The sequence below is a fragment of the Ensifer sp. Root954 genome (assembly GCF_001429005.1).
Classification (GTDB): Bacteria; Pseudomonadota; Alphaproteobacteria; order Rhizobiales; family Rhizobiaceae; genus Ensifer; species Ensifer adhaerens.
This window is the reverse complement of the sequence record NZ_LMJM01000012.1, coordinates 101419-119302: the sequence shown is the minus strand read 5'-3', so window position 1 is coordinate 119302 and position 17884 is coordinate 101419. Positions and strand designations below refer to the sequence as shown.

Genomic DNA, 17884 nt, shown 5'->3' with positions numbered 1-17884 from the left:
TCTTCAACGATGGGTCTGACGTCTTCGCAAAAGGTTTAGAGTTCGCGACCGGCGTGCCATCCCGGCGACGAAGCTTGCTTGCGTCCCACGATGACTGTTGCGCACTTTAGTGCCCTTGTGGAGAGGGGTTTTCGGCCTACGTTTTAAATGATCGATGGAGGCTGACATGCGCTTTGCAACCCGCTTTGCGTTTGCCGTAACTGTCGCATTGCTCCTTGGCAGCACCGCGTACGCGTCCGTATCCGTCGACTTCGTGCACCCGGAGAAATTCCGGGATCCCGATTTCCGCAGCTTCAGCGAGCGCAATCGCCTGATCTCCGAGTTTCGCGGCTATTTCGAGACGCTTGCGGGCCGCTGCTTGAAGAAGGGGCAGGCGCTTCGGATCGACGTCCTCGATGTCACGCTCGCCGGTCAGTACGAACCCTGGCGGCCCTATTTCGACGACGTGCGCATCCTTCGCGATTCAACCCCGCCGAGGTTCAAGCTTCGCTACAAGTTAACTGAAGGGGGACGGGTGCTGGCGCAGGGAGAAGAGGTGGTTAGTGACCTCAACTACCTCTGGACGTCGTCGGCCCGTACGGCGATGGAGCGACACCCCTATGAAAAGGAAATGCTGCGCGACTGGTTCTGCAAGCGTCTCGTTAAGCTTTAGCCTGCACGACACTGACGATGGATACGGGATGGTTGTCCCGGAGCACGTGCGTTCGGATGGTGAACTTGACTTGCGCCTTGTGCCTTGAAGACTGTCTCCCCTGCAGAGGTTCAAGATAAGTCTTGAATGTCTTGCGAAGGTTATCTTGCCGGCCGCGGAAAGTGTGGCGAAAACGTGTCCGCGCTGCGGACCATTGCCGGCACCCTCGTAGGACTGACGAGCGAACTTTCCGAATTGACGACGCTCTATGTCGATGAGCATCAGCGCATGCGGCGAGCTTTCGGCGGCGAAACTCGCGGGTCCCCCGACGGGGTGGACTCCTGTTCGGACATTAGACGAGCGTGGGAAGGTCGGCTTGCCACATCCAGGTAAATATGACAATTAGCGTCAACTTACAATCTGAGGTGACGGTGTCAGCAACAGTGCATTTCCCTGACCGTCAAGGCATCTGACACCTGAAGAGGAAGAGCTGATCGAAAAATGGGCTTCTGGCATTCAATGTCCTGGAGAACCGAAGGCATCCGGGTCACGGCACCAGTCCAATGGCGCCAGTATGATGGGATGGTCAGCGTTCTCTGGGAGGCGGAAAGCCAGGCCGGTGCCAGCGGCTATTACCTCGCGGACGATCCGCGTATCATGTTCTTCTTCAACGACGTCTCGCCGAACGTTCGCATCTCGAATCTGGACAACGATCTGACGAGGAATTCGCGCCCCATGGCGCGCGCCGTATATGTTCCAGCCGGTATCCCCTTGTGGACGGGCAGCCGGAGGGCACACAGCTTCTCCCACCTCAACCTGCACCTCCATAAGGATCGGGTGTTGCGCTATCTGGCTCCATCGGTCGGGAGTTCTGTAGCGCAGTCGGCGTTGCGCCGCCCGGTCGAGCTTCAAAACGTGGCTGCAATCGACGCTCTGGCGAAACTGTTGGCCGACGAGATCAGGAACCCCTCCAAGCATGAAGTCTATGCCGAAAGCCTGATAGGAAGCATCGTCGCCGGGCTTCTGGATATTCCGGCCAATCGTGAGGAAAGGGCCGACGGCAGGCTGACGCAGGCGCAGATGAACCGGCTCGTCTCGCATGTCGACGCGCTTGGTGACTATCGCATGTCGGTCGCCGATATGGCTGCGGTCGTCGGTCTATCGGAAAGCTGGTTTGCAAATGTCTTCAAGCAAACAACCGGTACCACTCCATGGCAGTGGCAGCTTTCAAAGCGTATCGAGCTATCGAAGCAGTTGCTCGGTGAAAGTGATCTTCCGGTCGCCAGTATCGCCGCCCAGCTCGGCTTTTCCGATCAGGCACATCTGACGAAAGTCTTCCGCCAGATCGTTGGCGAAACGCCGGCGGCTTGGCGGCGGATGCAGCAATTCCGGCAATCGTGAGGATCCCGCCCGGCATATCTCCGGCGGGATGACCCATGTCTACCAAGTCTGGCGCAGCGTCGCGAGTATGCTGCGTCCCGGATTGTAGTACACCGCGCCGGTGTCCTTGCTCGCCACGTGTTTCTCGTCGAACACATTGTTGACGTTCAGCTGGAATGTCGTGTTTTCCTGGACCTTGTAGGTGAAGGCCGCGTCGAACACGACTGCGCTGTCCGATGACGTCGTGTTGGTGATGTTGGTGTAGTAGGCGTCCGTAAAGCGAGCCCCGAGCCCGAACATCATGTCGCCGCGCGCACCTTCGCCTTCCAGCGTGTAGGTACCCCACACCGAAGCGATGTTTTTGGGAACGCGCATCAGGCGGTTGCCGTCATTGGCGCCGCCGGGTTCTTCGATCTTGGAATCGATGTAGCTATAGGCGGCAATCACGCTGATGTTGTCTGTCACCTCCGCCTTGGCTTCGAGTTCGAAACCGCGATGTCGGACCTTGTCGACCGTTTGCGGCAGATAGGTGACCTGGTCGAAGACGGTGATGTTGCCCTTCGTCAGATCGTAGACGGATGCGGTGAACAAGGCCGGAAATGCGTCCGGGCGATACTTGATGCCAACCTCATACTGCTTTCCCGTTGTCGGATCGCTGCCCACAGCGGGCGGTGCCGCCGACTCGGCGTAGCTGATATAGGGGGCCAGCTCCTCGGTGATCTTGTAGCTCGCACCAACGCGCGTTGTGAATTCGCTATGGTTGCCACTCCGTGCGGTTCCTGCAAGCAGGTTTGTCTCGCTGAGATCCAGCCAATCGTTGCGCAAGCCGACGCTGACCGTCAGATTGTCGAAGAAGGTCAAGTCCTGCTGTAGATAGATGGCGTTGGTCTGCTGGTCGTTGTTCGTCTTGGCATAGGGGGACATCGCGCCAGGACCACCGGAATAAACAGGGTTTTCCCAATCGATCGACGGTGCGGGCGTATAGAAATTGGCGCTGTCCGCAGAGTACTTGTTGTAGTCGGCGCCGAATAGAGTGCGGCTCTCGACATTGTCGAAACCTGCCTCGTACATGAGGTGTGCGTCGATTACGAATTGTTCGGTCGATTTGTCGTTTCCGAAGAAATAGCGGCCGGCCACGGTCGACCCGTTCGTCGGTGTGCTGCCGATATAGGCGTTGCCGAACCCGTCGTTCAGGTTGCTGTAGCGCGCATTCGAGCTGAAACTGAGGCCATTGCCGAAATCGTGGTCGAAGAGGACACTATAGGTGTTGCGGTTCGTTTCGGTGAAATAATAGTCCGGCTCGCCGAAAAACATGTCCCTGTCGAAATCGGTACCGAGCGGATGGCCGCCGCTGCCGGGCACGCCATCCTTGTCGAGATGATCGAAGACAAATGTCAGGCTCGTGGCGTCGGTGGGGCGCCAGGTCAGGCCACCCATGATGAAGTTCTCGTCATCCTGCGAATAGTCGTACTCAGCATCCGAGCGCTGGAACTTGCCGGTCAGGCGATAGGACAGTGTGTCGTCCGCGGTGAGGTTGTCACCGAAATCGAAACCCAGTTCCTTATGCGCGAACGAGCCGCCCGTGCCGTAGACCTCACCGAAACGATCGCTCTTCGGTGTCTTCGTGACATAGTTGACCGATCCGCCCGGCTCCGCCGCTCCGAAGCTCGAGGAACTCGCGCCTTTCAACACCTCGATGCGTTCGAACGCGTAGGGTTCTTCCCGAACCCCGGCAAAAGTTCTGCCGATGGCCAGGCCGTCGCGATAAGTGTACGGCGTGAAACCGCGAATGTCGAAATAGTCGAAGCGGTCGTCAGAACCATAAAAGTCGGTCACCACGCCGGCCGTATACTGCACGACCTGCTCGACCGTGTCTGCGCCGCGCTCTTCAATTTCCTTTGAGGTAATGACGGAAACCGAGGCGGGCGCGACAAGGATATCGGTCGGCATCTTGCCGACGCCGGTGGTTTCCGTGGCGACGATCGATTTCGAATCGCCATCGGTGTTCAGCACGCTGCCGCCTCTCGTCACTTCGGCGACAATCTTCTCCAGCGTCGTTGCACCGCCTTGCGTGTCTGCCTCCTGTGCAAACGACAGGGCAGGCGCCAAGGCAAAGAGTGTCGTGCAACCAAGGAGAAGCGCGTTGCGGTAGCGGATCGGCGCCTGCTTCGGGCTGCGGCTTATCTGAATATCCATGTCCATTTTCCAATTTACGTAAACGCGGAAGCGATTGGCCCCATGAATGCCGTTGGAGGTCGCCGAACTGCATCGCGTCTTCCCGTCCGCTGCGCATCGAAGCCGCGCCGGACGTCCCCGTCTTGAAGTCGTTGTCCCACATTGCCGCTATTAACTGGAGCGCTTTTGTCCAGTATTGTATATTTCCCTGGTTTTGTACGATCCTCCGGGAATCTCCGCGCACTTTCAGAAGATCGGCTGCTTTGACGTTGACGTCGGGTAATTAAGCTGAGACTTGGGGTCAACTTTTAATATCGGATGGAGTGGGGCGATGAAGCTAGTTCGTTTCGCCGTGTTGGCGATGATCGCCCTTTGCTGGCCCGGCAGGCACGACCTTGCGTTCGCTGCCGAGAGCGCGACTTATCCCATCACGATTAAGCACGCCTTCGGCACGACCGTCCTGGAAAAGAAGCCGGAGCGGGTCGCAACCGTTGCCTGGGCGAACCACGAAGTACCGCTGGCTCTTGGCATCGTTCCGGTCGGCATGGCGCGGGCCAACTTCGGTGACGATGACGGTGATGGCATTCTGCCATGGGTGGCCGCACGGCTGGACGAGCTCAAGGCTGAAAAACCGGTGCTTTTCGATGAGGGCGATGGCATCGATTTCGAGGCGGTCGCCGCCACGCGACCGGACGTGATCTTGGCGGCCTATTCCGGTCTTAGCCAGGCGGACTATGACACCTTGAGCCAGATTGCACCTGTCATCGCTTATCCGGAGGCTCCCTGGTCAACCGACTGGCGCGAGACGATCCGGTTAAACAGCGCGGGGCTCGGCATGGCTGCTGAAGGGCAAGCGCTGATCGCCAGCATTGAAGCAGACATTGCCCAAACGCTTGGCGGTCATCCGGAACTCAAGGGCAAAACGGCGATGTTCATCACGCATCTGAGCTCCTGGGACCTCAGCACCGTCAATTTTTACACGACCAACGATACGCGCGTCCGGTTCTTCGCAGATCTTGGGCTCGCGTCGCCGAAAAGCGTGGTGCAGGCGTCGCAGCCTGGTAAGTTCTCAGGTTCGGTGAGCGCCGAAGAGATCGATGCCTTCGACGATGTCGATATTCTCGTGACCTACGGCGACGGAATGCTATTCGATGCTTTGAAAGCCAACGCGCTGATGCTGCACATGCCTGCCGTTGCACGAGATTCGATCGTGATGCTCGGCAACAACGCGGTCGGCAATGCCGCCAATCCCACGCCTCTGTCGATCAGTTGGGTCCTGAAGGACTACGTGAAGCTGCTGAGCGAGGCAGCCAAGAAGGCGAAATGAAGGCAGGGATCGTCAAGATATCGGACCGGCGTTGGTCGCCGGTTTCCCGTTCCAACCGCATGCGAAGTCTTTGGCTGGCAGCGCTTTTCGCGCTCCTCATCCTCTTGCTTGTCGCCTCTGTCACGGTCGGTACGCGCTATGTCGGGTGGGGAGATATCCTCGCGGCGCTGGCCGGAGCGCAAGACAATATCGGTCGTGCATCAGTCGCCTTGCGCATCCCTCGGACCTTGCTGGCACTGTTGGCCGGCGGTGCCCTCGGCCTGGCCGGAGCGATCATGCAAGGCGTGACCCGCAATCCGCTTGCCGACCCTGGCATCCTCGGGGTCAACATGGGCGCGTCTCTTGCTGTCGTCGTCGGCGTCGCGTGGTTCGGGATGTCGTCGCTCTATGCGTATATCTGGGTGGCGATCCTGGGTGCCGGGTCCGCCGCGATCTTCGTCTACACCATAGGTTCGCTCGGCAGGGGCGGCGCAACACCTCTCAAGATGGCGCTCGCGGGTGCGGCCACGTCGATCGCGTTCTCGTCCTTGCTTATCGCCATCGTTTTGCCCCGTGGCGATATCGCGGGCGGTGTTCATTCCTGGCAGATTGGTGGTGTCGGTGGTGCGACTTACGAGCGCATCCTTCCCGTCTTGCCGTTTCTGTTCACAGGTTTCCTGATCAGCCTGTTGTCGGCCAGAAAACTCAACTCTCTTGCGCTCGGCGACGAGCTTGCAACCGGCCTTGGTGAAAGCGTTGCAACCGCACGCGCCGTCGCCTCCATCGGCGCCATCCTTCTGTGTGGCGCCACGACCGCCGTGTGCGGGCCGATCGGCTTTCTCGGCCTGGTCGTGCCGCATGCCTGCCGCATGCTGATCGGCGTCGACCATCGATGGCTGCTGCCTTTTTCGGCGCTTGCAGGCGCGTGCCTCTTGCTTGCTGCGGATGTTGTCGGGCGCACCGTCGCGCGCCCCTCGGAGATCGACGTCGGCATCGTCACCGCGCTGATCGGTGCGCCTTTCTTCATCTGGATCGTCCGGCGCCAGCGCGTGAGGGAACTGTGACAACTTCCTCGTCCACCCCCGATGTCGTCATCGCACACCGTCGCAAGCGCGTGCGCAGGCATGCGTTCATTCTTGCCGTGTTGCTGGCCCTGGTCGTAGCGATCTTCACCGTCACCTTGTCGGTTGGGCAATCCATCACACCGCCGGGCGATGTCTTGCGGGTGTTGATGGGGGAAGCGGTTCCTGGCGTATCCTTCACGGTGGGACAACTGAGGTTGCCGCGCGCGGTGATGTCGGTTCTTGCAGGCTTGTGCTTCGGACTGGGCGGCGTTGCGTTTCAGGTCATGTTACGCAATCCGCTCGCTAGCCCGGATATCATTGGGATCAGTTCCGGGGCGGGGGCGGCTGCCGTTTTCGCCATTGTCGTCCTGTCGGTGAACGGACCGATGGTCTCGGTCATCGCCGTTGTCGCGGGCCTCGGGGTTGCTCTGCTCGTCTACGGCCTTTCCTTCAAGCACGGCGTCGCCGGTACCCGGCTGATCCTCGTCGGTATTGGCGTCTCCGCCATGCTTCAAAGTGTCATCGCCTACATTTTGCAGTCAGCACCGGCCTGGAACTTGCAGGAAGCGATGCGTTGGCTGACCGGCAGCGTCAACGGGGCTCAGCTCGGCCAGGCGCTGCCGCTCCTGCTCGCCCTCCTCTTCTTCGGCGGGCTACTGCTCGTTAGCGGTCGCGATCTTGAGACGCTGCGCCTTGGCGACGAAATAGCGGCCGCCCTTGGAACGAGGGTGTCTCGGACGCGGATGCTGGTGATTGTAGCTGCGGTCGGCCTGATCGCGTCGGCGACCGCCGCGACGGGGCCCATTGCTTTCGTCGCGTTCCTGTCGGGACCGATCGCCGGCCGGATCGTACGAAACGACGGCTCGCTGCTGATACCGTCTGCGCTGACGGGCGCCGTTCTGGTGCTTATGGCCGACTATGTCGGTCAGCACCTTCTGCCGGGCCGCTACCCAGTTGGGGTCGTAACCGGAGCACTTGGAGCGCCTTACCTCCTTTACCTCATCGTTCGCATCAATCGGATCGGAGGGTCATTATGACCGATCATCTGCTCGTCGCCAGCGGATTGACGGCCGGCTACGACAACACCGAAATCCTGCGCGAGCTCGACCTCGCCATTCCCCCGGGTAAGATCACGGTGATCGTTGGCGCCAATGCCTGTGGCAAGTCCACATTTCTTCGCACGCTCTCGCGATTGATCGCGCCCAGCGAAGGCCAGGTTCTGCTTGACGGCAAGTCCATCCACCGGACGCCGTCGCGCGAGCTCGCCCGCACGCTGGGACTTCTGCCGCAATCGCCGATCGCCCCGGAGGGTATCACCGTGGCCGACCTCGTCAGCAGGGGACGGCATCCGCATCAAAGCCTGTTTTCTCGATGGACGCGACGGGACGACGAGGCGGTCGACAGTGCACTTGCGGTAACAAAGACAATTGATCTTGCCGAACGGCCGATCGACGAGCTCTCAGGCGGCCAGAGGCAGCGCGTCTGGATTGCGATGGCCCTCGCACAGCAGACCGACATCCTGCTACTCGATGAACCGACGACCTTTCTCGACATCAACCATCAGATCGAAGTGCTCGATCTTCTGACCGATCTCAACGGTACACGTGGGACGACGGTCGTCATGGTGCTGCACGATCTCAACCTTGCTGCCCGCTATGCCGACCATCTCGTGGCGATCGCTGGTGGGCGTGTGCATGTTTCGGGCACGCCGGAAGATGTGCTCACAGAAGAGACCGTACGGCAGGTTTTCGGGCTCGAAAACCGCGTCATCAGTGACCCGACTTCAGGGCGGCCGATCATGCTACCGATCGGGCGACACCGGATGTCCGCCATCGGCGGCATGGGTGATGCATCACAAAAGGAGAGCGCATGAACGCGGCTAATTTCAAGCTGTCCGGTATAGCCGTCCCCGTCAGTCCGGCCGACATGCTCGAGGAGATCTGTGAGCATTTTGTCGAGCATGCCGAGGTCGAACGGAAAGACGACCTTGTGGTATTGCGAAGCAAGCTCGGCGTCGCCCGCATCAGGATTGAAAACGCACAGCTGCAGATCGAGCTCGACTGCCCGACGCGCGAAACGCTGCACATGAGCCGCACGATCCTGGCGGAACATCTTTTCTATTTTGCCGAAGACCAGCCGTTCGAATTGACCTGGTCGGAGCCAACTTCTCTGTCGGCGCTTCCGAACCTCCACGAGGTGACCGTCGTTTCCGCACACGATGTCACGCCGCATATGCGTCGCGTGATTTTTTCCTGCACCAATGTGACGCCTTTCGTGCATGGCGACATGCACGTCCGCCTGTTGGTGCCGCCGAAGGGCAAACCGCCGGTCTGGCCCGGCTTCCGGGAAGACGGCCGTATCGCTTGGCCGGAGGGTGAGAACGCGCTGCTTGTCCGGGTCTATACCATCCGCGCCGTCGATTGCGATCGGGGCGAGTTGTGGATCGATTTCCTGCAACACCCAGCTCCCGGCGTATCGACACCAGGTGCGGATTTTGCCCGCGACGCAAGACCTGGTGATGTCGCCGCCCTGCTTGGCCCGGGCGCAGGCGGACTGCCGGAGGCGCGGTCGAATTTGCTGATCGGGGACGAGAGCGCGCTGCCAGCTATAGCGAGGATTGCGGCGGAGGCTCCTCCTGGAACCAACTTGCGTGCTATCATCGAGGTTGAGGACAAGGCGGAAGAGCAGCCGCTTCAAACCGATGGCGTGCTCAATGTGCAATGGTTGCACCGGGCGAGCTACCCGAACGGCGCCGCCGATGTTCTCGTGTCCGAGGCGAAAGCAGCAATTGAGGGGGCCAACGACGAGACGTTTGTCTGGGTTGCCTGCGAAAAGACGGATGTACGAACGATCAAGACATTTCTCAAAGCGCGGAAACATGATCGCAGGATGATGTATGTTGCCTGGTACTGGGAACGCGATGTGAACAACGCATGACGTACTGATGGGGACCCTGTTCTTTCCGCGGGCGAAGGATCTCCGGCGCGACTGGTAACGGAACCACTCCACTAGGCGCCGCCTGCAGCTTGAGAACAGACACGCAAGGTCGTTTCGAAGGAGCTATCGGCCGTGATCAAGCTTGAGAAGGTGCGCGATCTCGACATCGATGTGGGCTCGGCTTCCCGTTCCTTGCACCTAAGTGCTGCAAGCGGGCTGCAATGCCTGGGTACGGCGCTTTATGTGATCGCGGACGACGAACTTCACCTTGGAGTGTTTCCGGTTGCTGGCTCAGGTCGAGGTCGCTTGATCCGTCTGTTTGACGGCGAACTGCCCGAGACGAAGGGCGACCGCAAGAAACGCAAGCCTGATTTGGAAGCGCTGACCTTTCTCCCGCCTTTCTGCGACCTTTCGTATGGGGCGCTCTTTGCGATCGGTTCTGGATCGCGGCCCAATCGTAAAAAAGGCGTTCTGCTCGGTCTCGATGCGCAGGGCGCCATCTCCACACCTCCCAAAAACGTTGATCTCTCATTCATTCTCGATCCGCTCGCGGGGGAATTTGGCGAGCTCAACATCGAAGGCGCAGTGGTTGTCGGTGAAGAACTTCTCTTGCTTCAGCGCGGCAACAAGCGCCGCAATGACAATGCCATCGCTCGCTACCCGCTGCGTGCGGTGCTCAACGCGCTTTCGAACGATCAAGTTGATCCGCTGGGGCCCTCAGCGGTCGATCGCTTCGATCTGGGCGCCATCCAGGGAACGCCCTTCGGTTTTACGGATGCGGCAGCCTTGTCCAATGGAGACATGGTCTTCAGTGCCGTGGCTGAGAATACGGAGAATGCCTATCTTGACGGTCCGTGCCTTGGTGCGGGCATTGGAATTGTCGACGAACGAGGCATCCTTGTTGCCTTTGATCTACTCGAATACCCGCACAAGATAGAGGGCATACATGCCACCGAGGGCGACGGGGCTGTGGAACTTCTTCTTGTGACCGATGCTGACAACCCCGAAATCCCTGCGAGCCTGTTTTCAACACAGATCGCCCGCTAGTTGGCTGACGCTCTCGCCATCACGAAACCGTGCCCTCATTTGTTCGCCGCCTCGATTGGTCGGCGACCGAAAAGGCGCTAACTTTCCACTCCGTTCATCATCGAATTCGGGAAGGAGATCGGAATGTCTGGCATCCGTTTCGAGCGCCGAACCTTGCTTGCCGCTGGCGCTGCCTTTGCTGTGGCAGGGCTTGCAAGCCTCAAGTTGCCTGCCCGTGCCGCGGGGCTTGCCGCGACCCCCTCGATGCGCGGGGGAGCCAACAACTACATGCCCGGTGCTCCGATCGTCGAGCGCATCGGGGGCGGCGGCTTCTGGATGTCGGGCACGGTGCGCCGGGCCGGCGACGGCGCCCCTCTGGCGGGCCAGCGCATCCAAATTTGGGCGCATACCACCGAAGGCAGCGAACGCGACTGGCACAGTCACGGCGCGACGCTGACCGACGCCAACGGCGCGTTCCGGCTTGAAATGCCGCAGATCGTGCCGGCGCTCGGCCAGGCACATGCGCACCTCACCTATGACAGCGGCGAGTACGAGACCGTTTTTCTTCGGCCTTTGCTATCTAGTCCGAAGAACACCAGCCTCGAGGCACATTTCGTCTTGCAGCCGGCCTGAGCTCGCTTTGTTGCACTTGGCCCGCGCTCTGCTGATCTGGACCGGCCTGGCGTTTGCGATCATCATGCCGATGACTTTTGCCGCGACGAGCGAATATCTGGCCTCGCGCGACCCGGTCTATATCGCGGCCAGCTTTGCCGGCGTGGTGGCGCTCTGCCTCGCGCTGGTGCAGCCGCTGCTCGCGGGCGGCTGGCTTCCCGGCCTCCACTTGCTGCGCGGACAGCGGGCCCACCGCGCGGTGGGCGTCATCCTGATCGCGGCGGTTGTCGTTCACGTCGTGGGCCTGTGGATCACTAGTCCACCCGATATAGTTGACGCGCTGCTGTTGCGCTCGCCGACACCGTTTTCTGTCTTCGGTGTCGGCGCCATGTGGGCACTTTTCGCCGCCGCATTGCTCGCTGCGCTCCGGCGTCGCTTCTCGGCGCATGTCTGGCGGGTGGGTCATAAGAGCCTCGTCAGCGTCGTCGTTTTTGGCGGCGCCGTCCACGCTCTCTTGGTCGAGGGCACGATGGAGACGACATCGAAGGCCGTGCTTTGCGCTCTGGCGATTGCCGCAACCTTGGCCGCGGTGGCAGCCTCCGGGCGGCGCGCAAAACGGCATGCTCTAGGCAAGAAATGAGCATCTGGAATCCGGACGTCGTAGGATCGAATGCTCGTGTCGTCGGACTTGGGAAGCGCTTATCGCGGACGATTGCTGTCGTGGCAAGCGAGTGCGACTTTGTGTTGGAAGGCTTGCCGCGGCGCATGGACAAGCTGCGGGTTGAAATGGCGGCCATTGCAATGGCGTTGAGCGCTGGGGGACGAATAAACACCTGATGCCGACCGACCAACCGAAGTGTCGGCCGCGGTGTGCTAGTGTGTTCTGGTTTGCTGGTTCCCGATCGAATGCAGCGCCATAGCTTGAAATCGGAGGGACGAGGCACCAGTTCAATTTTGGGCCATAGGGAATGAAACCAGCCCGATCTTTGCCCGGCAAGAGAGAAGCGGTGAAGAAAAGATGAATGGTAAAGACCTCCGCTTTGAAGATGACTTGATGCTCGGCGTGCCGGCGAGGGGCGGGCGGGCGGCTCTCCAAGCTATTTCATCTCACCTGGCGCAGCGCACGCGCGTCCCACCCGATGTCATTTTAGATGGCCTGCTTGAACGGGAAGCTCTTGGTTCCACGGGTTTCGGGCAAGGCTTTGCCTTGCCGCACGCGTTTATTCCGGGTTTGGTAGCTCCGACCAAAGTCCTTGTTACCCTGCGCGAACCGATCGAGTTCAACGCACCTGACGACGAACCAGTCGATATATTGCTCGCGGTGATATGGCCCCACGGCCAACATGACGGCTTCTTGCAATTCCTCTCCAAGCTTTGTCGTGTCTTTCGCTCAAGGAAGCTGTTGGGCGCCCTACGAGGGGTACGATCTGAAGCAGAGGCCTTAATCGTGATTTCGGCGAGCGCTTCTAAAGCTGCTCTAAATGCACAAAGCTCTGTTACGGCCTCATACGGCCCGCTCGTGCGGTAGATGACCTGCTAACGTCACGAAACCATTCGTCTGGGCACGGAGCTGTCGCAGCGCCAGTCTTGGATACCACACTGGGGACATCCCTCTGAAAATGAGAGTAGGATCCTTCAGTGGAGGAAAGAGATGCAAGTCGGCTTGTATGAGCCCGTCACTCTGAGCCAAGGGGTGTGAGCTATCGATGACACCAGGACCAGAAAATTACAAAGAGCTTCTGCTTTTTCTGACGACGGCCGGCGTCATTGTACCACTGTTTGGGCGATTGAAAGTGAGCCCGGTTTTTGGTTTTCTCGCAGCCGGCATCCTGCTTGGTCCCTTCGGTCTTGGAGCGCTCGTTGGAGATTGGCCGTGGCTCTCGGCAATCTCTATCACTGACGCTGGGCAGATCGCGCATCTTGCGGAGTTCGGCGTGGCGTTCCTTCTTTTTATGATCGCGCTCGAGCTGTCGTGGAGCCGTCTTCTGCTCATGCGCAAACTCGTCTTCGGATTGGGTGGCTTGCAGGTTCTCACCGCGACAGGCATCCTCGCTGCGATTGCGGGCTTGCTGGGCCAGACACCGGCTTCAGCGGTGGTGCTGGGCAGTGCGCTCGCCATGTCGTCGACGGCGATCATCATACCGTCGCTTGTTGAGCGCAGACTGCTGAACACGACGGTTGGACGGGCCAGTTTCGCCGTACTGCTCTTCCAGGATCTCGCGGTGGCGCCTCTTTTGTTCATGGTGACGATTTTGGGCACACGTGGGGGGACGGGGCTCGGTGCCGGCCTGTTGTATGCTCTGGCGCCAGCCGTTGTAGCGCTTTTCGCGATGGCGGGCCTCGGTCGCCTCATTCTGCGCCCTTTGTTCAAGATGGTCGCAACGACAAAAAGTAACGAATTGTTCGTCGCTGCATGCCTGTTGGTCGTAGTTGGCTCCGGTCTAATCACAGCCCTCAGTGGTCAGTCGATGGCGCTGGGTGCTTTCGTTGCGGGTCTCTTGCTCGCTGAAACCGAGTATCGTCGTCAGGTCGAGGTTACCATCCAACCGTTCCAGGGGCTTTTGCTTGGGCTTTTCTTCGTCTCCGTGGGAGCTCGCCTGGATCTATCCGAGATCATTGCCAACCCTGTCGTCACCCTTGGCGTCGCCATCGGCCTTTTTGCCACAAAGGCTCTCACCCTTTTTCCCATCGCGCGCCTATCAGGACTAACGACCCGCAATGCCGGCGAGGTCGCGCTTGTATTGGGACCTGGTGGCGAGTTCGCATTGATCCTTATCGGTGCTGCTGTGGCCGGCAATGTGGTCCCTGGTGCCGTTGCCGCCACTGCCACGGTTGCGGCAACCTTAACGATGATCGGCGTTCCCTTGCTGGTGCGACTGCTAGACCGCGACCGGGCACCTGCCGGTGCGGTCGATCCTTCGTTTGCAGGATTAACGCCTGAGCATGACGACGGCTTGGAGCGTGTGATCGTGGTTGGATATGGACGTGTCGGGCAACTGGTCGCTGAGATGCTCACGCGACATGGGTTGAAGTTCCTGGCGGTCGACGCCGATCCCGTGCTTGTCGGCAAGGAGCGAGGGCGCGGCACCACGATCTATTATGGCGACGCCACCCGAACCGAGTTGCTTCGACGCTGCGGAATCCAGAGTGCTCGCGCGCTTGTTGTGACCTTGGACGATGCCGAGGCAGTGGCGTCTATCGTCTCTTCTGCAAGATCCGAGCGGGCGGATCTCACTATTGTCGCGCGCGCACGAGATGCGGTGCACGCAACTGAATTATACGAGCTCAAAGTGACAGATGCGGTGCCAGAAACCATCGAAGCCAGCCTCCAGTTGTCGCAGGCGGTGCTCGTTGGCATCGGCATTCCCATGGGGCCAGTGATAGCCTCCATTCATGAACGTCGGGATGAGTTTCGCAGGATGCTACAGCCAGAGGACAGTTCTGGCAGGGAACGGCATGCCATCCGACCGCGAAAATTGACGTGATACGAAATCACTCCAAAGCACGGGGAAATGTTCCGGGGCTGCCATGGAAGAGCGGGTATCTCACACGTAGGGATAAAAATTGTCGAAGTCGGCTTATCGTCAGGCGGCGTGTATCAATTTGGTATTACTTGACCCCTTTTCGATCATCGATCTATATTAAAGCTGCTAGCGAAAACAAACCTTCGCGATTGTAGCTTACGTGGCATCAATAAGGTTAAGGTTCGGGTTTCTGCCGCTCGAAAGTTTCGAGTGCGTTGAAACCATGTGCTTCCTCTGATGTATGCCGATATCAATCTACGTAAGACTATTTAGACTGTGGGCCTAGATACTAAGAGCATCGCTGACGTTCTCTTTTTATCGGCGCATGATCGGTGTTGCGCTGCCGGCAGGCGGTTCCTTCGAAGGAAACCTGGGCATGTCCATCATAATTAGCGTCCTGGTCACGGCCCTTATCATCCCCTTGGTGCTGTATCTTGTGCAAAAACTTCCGATTGACTCGACGATGAAGCAGATGGCCCAGATCGTTGTTGTAGTCGTCGGCATAATTCTATTGCTCAGCTCTCTGGACGTATTCTGATCATTGCACTAGCTTGCCATTACTCGATCCAGACGACGGTTCGGCCAGGAGTTGCTCACTGCCCGCCTTTGCAACGAAATTGAAGCCGGTGTTATCGAGACTCTATTGTGAAGGTTGCCGCCCGCGCCGTGAAACTGCGTTTTTGGGGCCTGTCCAGACGAGCTATTATGGACGCTGTTGGCTGCCGGAAGCCTCCTCGCCGGGTTCGACTTCACCATGGCTCTGTTCCTGCCGAGCTTCTGATTCCGTCAAGCTCGGCATTCCCAGCGCTTCCGTCATCTCTGCAGCCCTGGGTATCCTGGCGCTGAACTGGCTGATATCTCCTGGCAGTTGTCGTAGCTCGCTCCATCGGCGCCGCTCCGCGTTCTATTGTCTGGGTCGGCGATTGCCTGCCCTCAACTCGCGAGAGACGCGGCCGGGCATAGTAGCACCCCGTCTACGCGATGTTCGAACAGCCACCCCTCGAGTGCGGGAGTAAGACCGCATACATTCGGCTTAACTTGAAAAGCGGAATAATAATTCCGCGTCTGAGGTGCTCGTCTCCCGTGCCACCGGCAGACCTTAGGTGCCACCACGGTGAACCTGAAAATGGAATTGAAACAACGCTTGCGCTAAAGGGGCGGCCAAAACCACAGGATCAGAGGCACGCCCAGCACGACCACAATGAACGAGAGCGGCAGCCCCAACTTCCAATAGTCGCTGAAACGATAACCGCCGGGTCCCAACACCAAGGTGTTGCACTGGTGCCCAACAGGCGTAAGAAAATCACAAGCCGCCCCCACCGCGACTGCCATCAAAAAGGCGTCCGGATTGTAGCCAAGGCGCTGAGCAAGGGTGACAGCGATCGGCGCGACGACGAGAACGGTGGCTGCATTGTTCAGGAACGGTGTTGCGGCCATTGCGACCACCATGATCATTGCAAGGGCCCCATAGGGAGGCAACGTGGCAGCAAGTTGAGCGAGGCCGCCGGCGATTAGGTCGGCACCACCGGTCACACGGATCGACTCGCTGACCGGAATGAGAGCGCCCAACATTATCAGTATGGGCCAATCGACAGCCTCGTAAGCTTCCCGAAGCGAAAGTGAACCGAGCATTACCGTCAGCACGGCAGCCGTAAAGAAGGCCGTGGAGACGGGCAGCAGGCCGAATGCCGTTAGCATCATGGCACCAGCCAGGACCACCACCGGCATCAGGCCTTTTCGGGGGTTCCCCAAGCGGATTTCGCGTCCGACCAACGGAAGAAGTCCGAGTTCCATCAACCTGGTCGGGAGAAGCACGAGATCGCCCTTCAAAACGAGAACGTCGCCTGGTCTTAACACGATGTCGCGCAATCGATCAGTGAATCGTTCGCTGCTTCGGCTTACCGCGAGTAGATTGATATTGAAGCGATCATGCAGCGCCAAACGTTTGGCGGTTTGCCCGATCAAGACTGATTTCGGGCCGATCACTGCTTCAATTCCGGCAATCTCCTCATCGGCTCCCTTTGCTTCCGTCGGGCGGTCGTGCCCCTCAAGTTCCAAACGCGCACGACTGATGCCCCGTTCGAGCGCCTGAGGGTCTCCTTCCAACAGAACGATATCGCCTTGATGGAGAATGACCTCCGGCAGGGGCATCAGCGGTTCGACCCGATTGCGAATGAGGCCAGTGACCAGAACCTCCTCGTCCAACAAGATCGACAGGTGACGGATCGACTTGCCGATGACGGACGAAGTCGCAGTAATGCGGGCCTCTGTCATGTAGTCGTTAATGTTCAGCGCCTTCTCCATTGTCGCGGCCGCCTTGCGCTCCTTTGGAAGCAGCCGGTAACCAAACGCCAGAAAGATCACGCCCGCTGCGGCAAGCCCTATGCCGACGGGGGTGAAATCGAACATGTTGAAAGGGCGGCCCGTCAGTTCCTCGCGCATCCGGGAGACGACGATGTTTGGCGATGTTCCGATGAGAGTCGTGAGACCGCCAAGCAAGGAAGCGAACGCCATAGGCATGAGAAAAGACGACGGGGAGGCTTTCGACCGGCGCGCCATCTGGAATGCGACTGGGATCATCATCGCCAAAGCGCCGATGTTCTTGATGAAGATGGAGAGAACCGAGACAGTCGTCACGAGAATGACAACCTGACCCTGGACAGAGGTCACGCTTGGCGCCGCCCGATGGAGGAGTGCCTCTATCACGCCACTTCGCTCAATCGCGGCGCTGACGACCAGCGCGCTGGCTACAATGATGACAATGTCGTCGCCGAAGCCGGAAAACGCTGCCTTGTGGGGCACTATCCCGGTGAAAACTGCGGCAAGCAATGCGAGAACCGCAATGAGGTCGTAGCGGAGCCGTCCCCAAATGAAAGCGACCATCAGGCCGATCAGAATGGCGAAGGCGAAAGCCTGAGCCTGTGTCATGGATAAAGTCCCGACCAACTCTTCCCAATGCCGGGCCCATTTTACTCGCCTGAAAGAGCTAATGTCTGGATTGCTTACCAGCTTTTTTCAAAGGCGCGGCACCCCGAACGTCCATCCAGGACGTTTTCCAGCCTCGTAGCCCGGATGCACGCATGATCAGGCGACTACAGGATGCTTCCGAAGAGGACCGAATAGACAATCACTGCAATCGCCAGCGTAAACGCAAGCGATACCAACAGGCGCGTGAAGTCGTACGTAGAGAAGCGGGCGGGAATGAGGTTTTTCATAACGATCTCCTATG

The 17884-nt window shown here is 59.2% G+C and carries 16 protein-coding genes; 13 read left to right on the top strand and 3 right to left on the bottom strand.

What is annotated here, in order from left to right:
• Nucleotides 1-166: 166 nt before the first annotated feature.
• Together ASE71_RS06915 and ASE71_RS06910 are read left to right on the top strand one after the other, a co-directional pair.
• Nucleotides 167-652: a DUF3016 domain-containing protein gene (locus ASE71_RS06915; protein WP_063891190.1), complete on the top strand. Its 486-nt coding sequence runs from the start codon at nt 167-169 to the stop codon at nt 650-652.
• Between the two features lie 480 nt (nt 653-1132).
• Nucleotides 1133-2032 carry a helix-turn-helix domain-containing protein gene (locus tag ASE71_RS06910; RefSeq protein WP_060520247.1) on the top strand — a complete coding sequence of 300 codons (900 nt, stop codon included), beginning with the start codon at nt 1133-1135 and terminating at the stop codon, nt 2030-2032.
• A 39-nt stretch (nt 2033-2071) separates the two neighbouring features.
• Here ASE71_RS06910 and ASE71_RS06905 read toward each other — a convergent pair whose 3' ends face one another.
• Nucleotides 2072-4213 (bottom strand): TonB-dependent siderophore receptor, encoded by a 2142-nt coding sequence (locus ASE71_RS06905; protein WP_060520246.1) that lies wholly within the window; start codon nt 4211-4213, stop codon nt 2072-2074.
• 304 nt (nt 4214-4517) lie between these two features.
• Between ASE71_RS06905 and ASE71_RS06900 the strand changes: the two genes are divergently transcribed.
• The 11 genes from ASE71_RS06900 to ASE71_RS37495 all read left to right on the top strand — a co-directional run bounded on the left by ASE71_RS06900 (nt 4518) and on the right by ASE71_RS37495 (nt 15193).
• The gene (locus ASE71_RS06900; RefSeq protein WP_060520245.1) at nt 4518-5513 is read left to right on the top strand and encodes an iron-siderophore ABC transporter substrate-binding protein; all 996 of its coding nucleotides are present in this window, start codon (nt 4518-4520) and stop codon (nt 5511-5513) included.
• Nucleotides 5510-6556 carry a FecCD family ABC transporter permease gene (locus tag ASE71_RS06895; RefSeq protein WP_060520244.1) on the top strand — a complete coding sequence of 349 codons (1047 nt, stop codon included), beginning with the start codon at nt 5510-5512 and terminating at the stop codon, nt 6554-6556. The genes ASE71_RS06900 and ASE71_RS06895 overlap by 4 nt, the downstream gene beginning before the upstream one ends.
• Nucleotides 6553-7593, top strand: coding sequence for a FecCD family ABC transporter permease (locus ASE71_RS06890; protein WP_060520243.1), 1041 nt, complete (start codon nt 6553-6555; stop codon nt 7591-7593). Before ASE71_RS06895 ends, ASE71_RS06890 begins: the two co-directional genes overlap by 4 nt.
• Nucleotides 7590-8429, top strand: coding sequence for an ABC transporter ATP-binding protein (locus tag ASE71_RS06885; protein ID WP_060520242.1), 840 nt, complete (start codon nt 7590-7592; stop codon nt 8427-8429). The genes ASE71_RS06890 and ASE71_RS06885 overlap by 4 nt, the downstream gene beginning before the upstream one ends.
• Nucleotides 8426-9493 (top strand): DUF2218 domain-containing protein, encoded by a 1068-nt coding sequence (locus ASE71_RS06880; protein WP_060520241.1) that lies wholly within the window; start codon nt 8426-8428, stop codon nt 9491-9493. The genes ASE71_RS06885 and ASE71_RS06880 overlap by 4 nt, the downstream gene beginning before the upstream one ends.
• Before the next feature lie 132 nt (nt 9494-9625).
• A complete protein-coding gene (locus ASE71_RS06875) occupies nt 9626-10540 on the top strand; it encodes a DUF6929 family protein (RefSeq protein ID WP_060520240.1) in 915 nt (304 codons plus the stop codon).
• 123 nt (nt 10541-10663) lie between these two features.
• A complete protein-coding gene (locus ASE71_RS06870) occupies nt 10664-11152 on the top strand; it encodes a hypothetical protein (protein WP_060520239.1) in 489 nt (162 codons plus the stop codon).
• Between the two features lie 10 nt (nt 11153-11162).
• Nucleotides 11163-11771 carry a ferric reductase-like transmembrane domain-containing protein gene (locus tag ASE71_RS06865; protein ID WP_244495192.1) on the top strand — a complete coding sequence of 203 codons (609 nt, stop codon included), beginning with the start codon at nt 11163-11165 and terminating at the stop codon, nt 11769-11771.
• Between the two features lie 378 nt (nt 11772-12149).
• A complete protein-coding gene (locus tag ASE71_RS06855; RefSeq protein ID WP_060520237.1) occupies nt 12150-12659 on the top strand; it encodes a PTS sugar transporter subunit IIA in 510 nt (169 codons plus the stop codon).
• A 178-nt stretch (nt 12660-12837) separates the two neighbouring features.
• Entirely contained in the window at nt 12838-14616 is a 1779-nt protein-coding gene (locus ASE71_RS06850; RefSeq protein ID WP_060520236.1) for a cation:proton antiporter, read from the top strand.
• A gap of 415 nt (nt 14617-15031) precedes the next feature.
• Nucleotides 15032-15193, top strand: coding sequence for a Thivi_2564 family membrane protein (locus tag ASE71_RS37495; protein ID WP_089046019.1), 162 nt, complete (start codon nt 15032-15034; stop codon nt 15191-15193).
• A 611-nt stretch (nt 15194-15804) separates the two neighbouring features.
• Here ASE71_RS37495 and ASE71_RS06845 read toward each other — a convergent pair.
• A complete protein-coding gene (locus ASE71_RS06845) occupies nt 15805-17583 on the bottom strand; it encodes an SLC13 family permease (protein WP_060520235.1) in 1779 nt (592 codons plus the stop codon).
• Nucleotides 17584-17747: 164 nt separating this feature from the next.
• Nucleotides 17748-17870, bottom strand: coding sequence for a hypothetical protein (locus ASE71_RS37355; RefSeq protein WP_029742645.1), 123 nt, complete (start codon nt 17868-17870; stop codon nt 17748-17750).
• Nucleotides 17871-17884 lie beyond the last annotated feature (14 nt).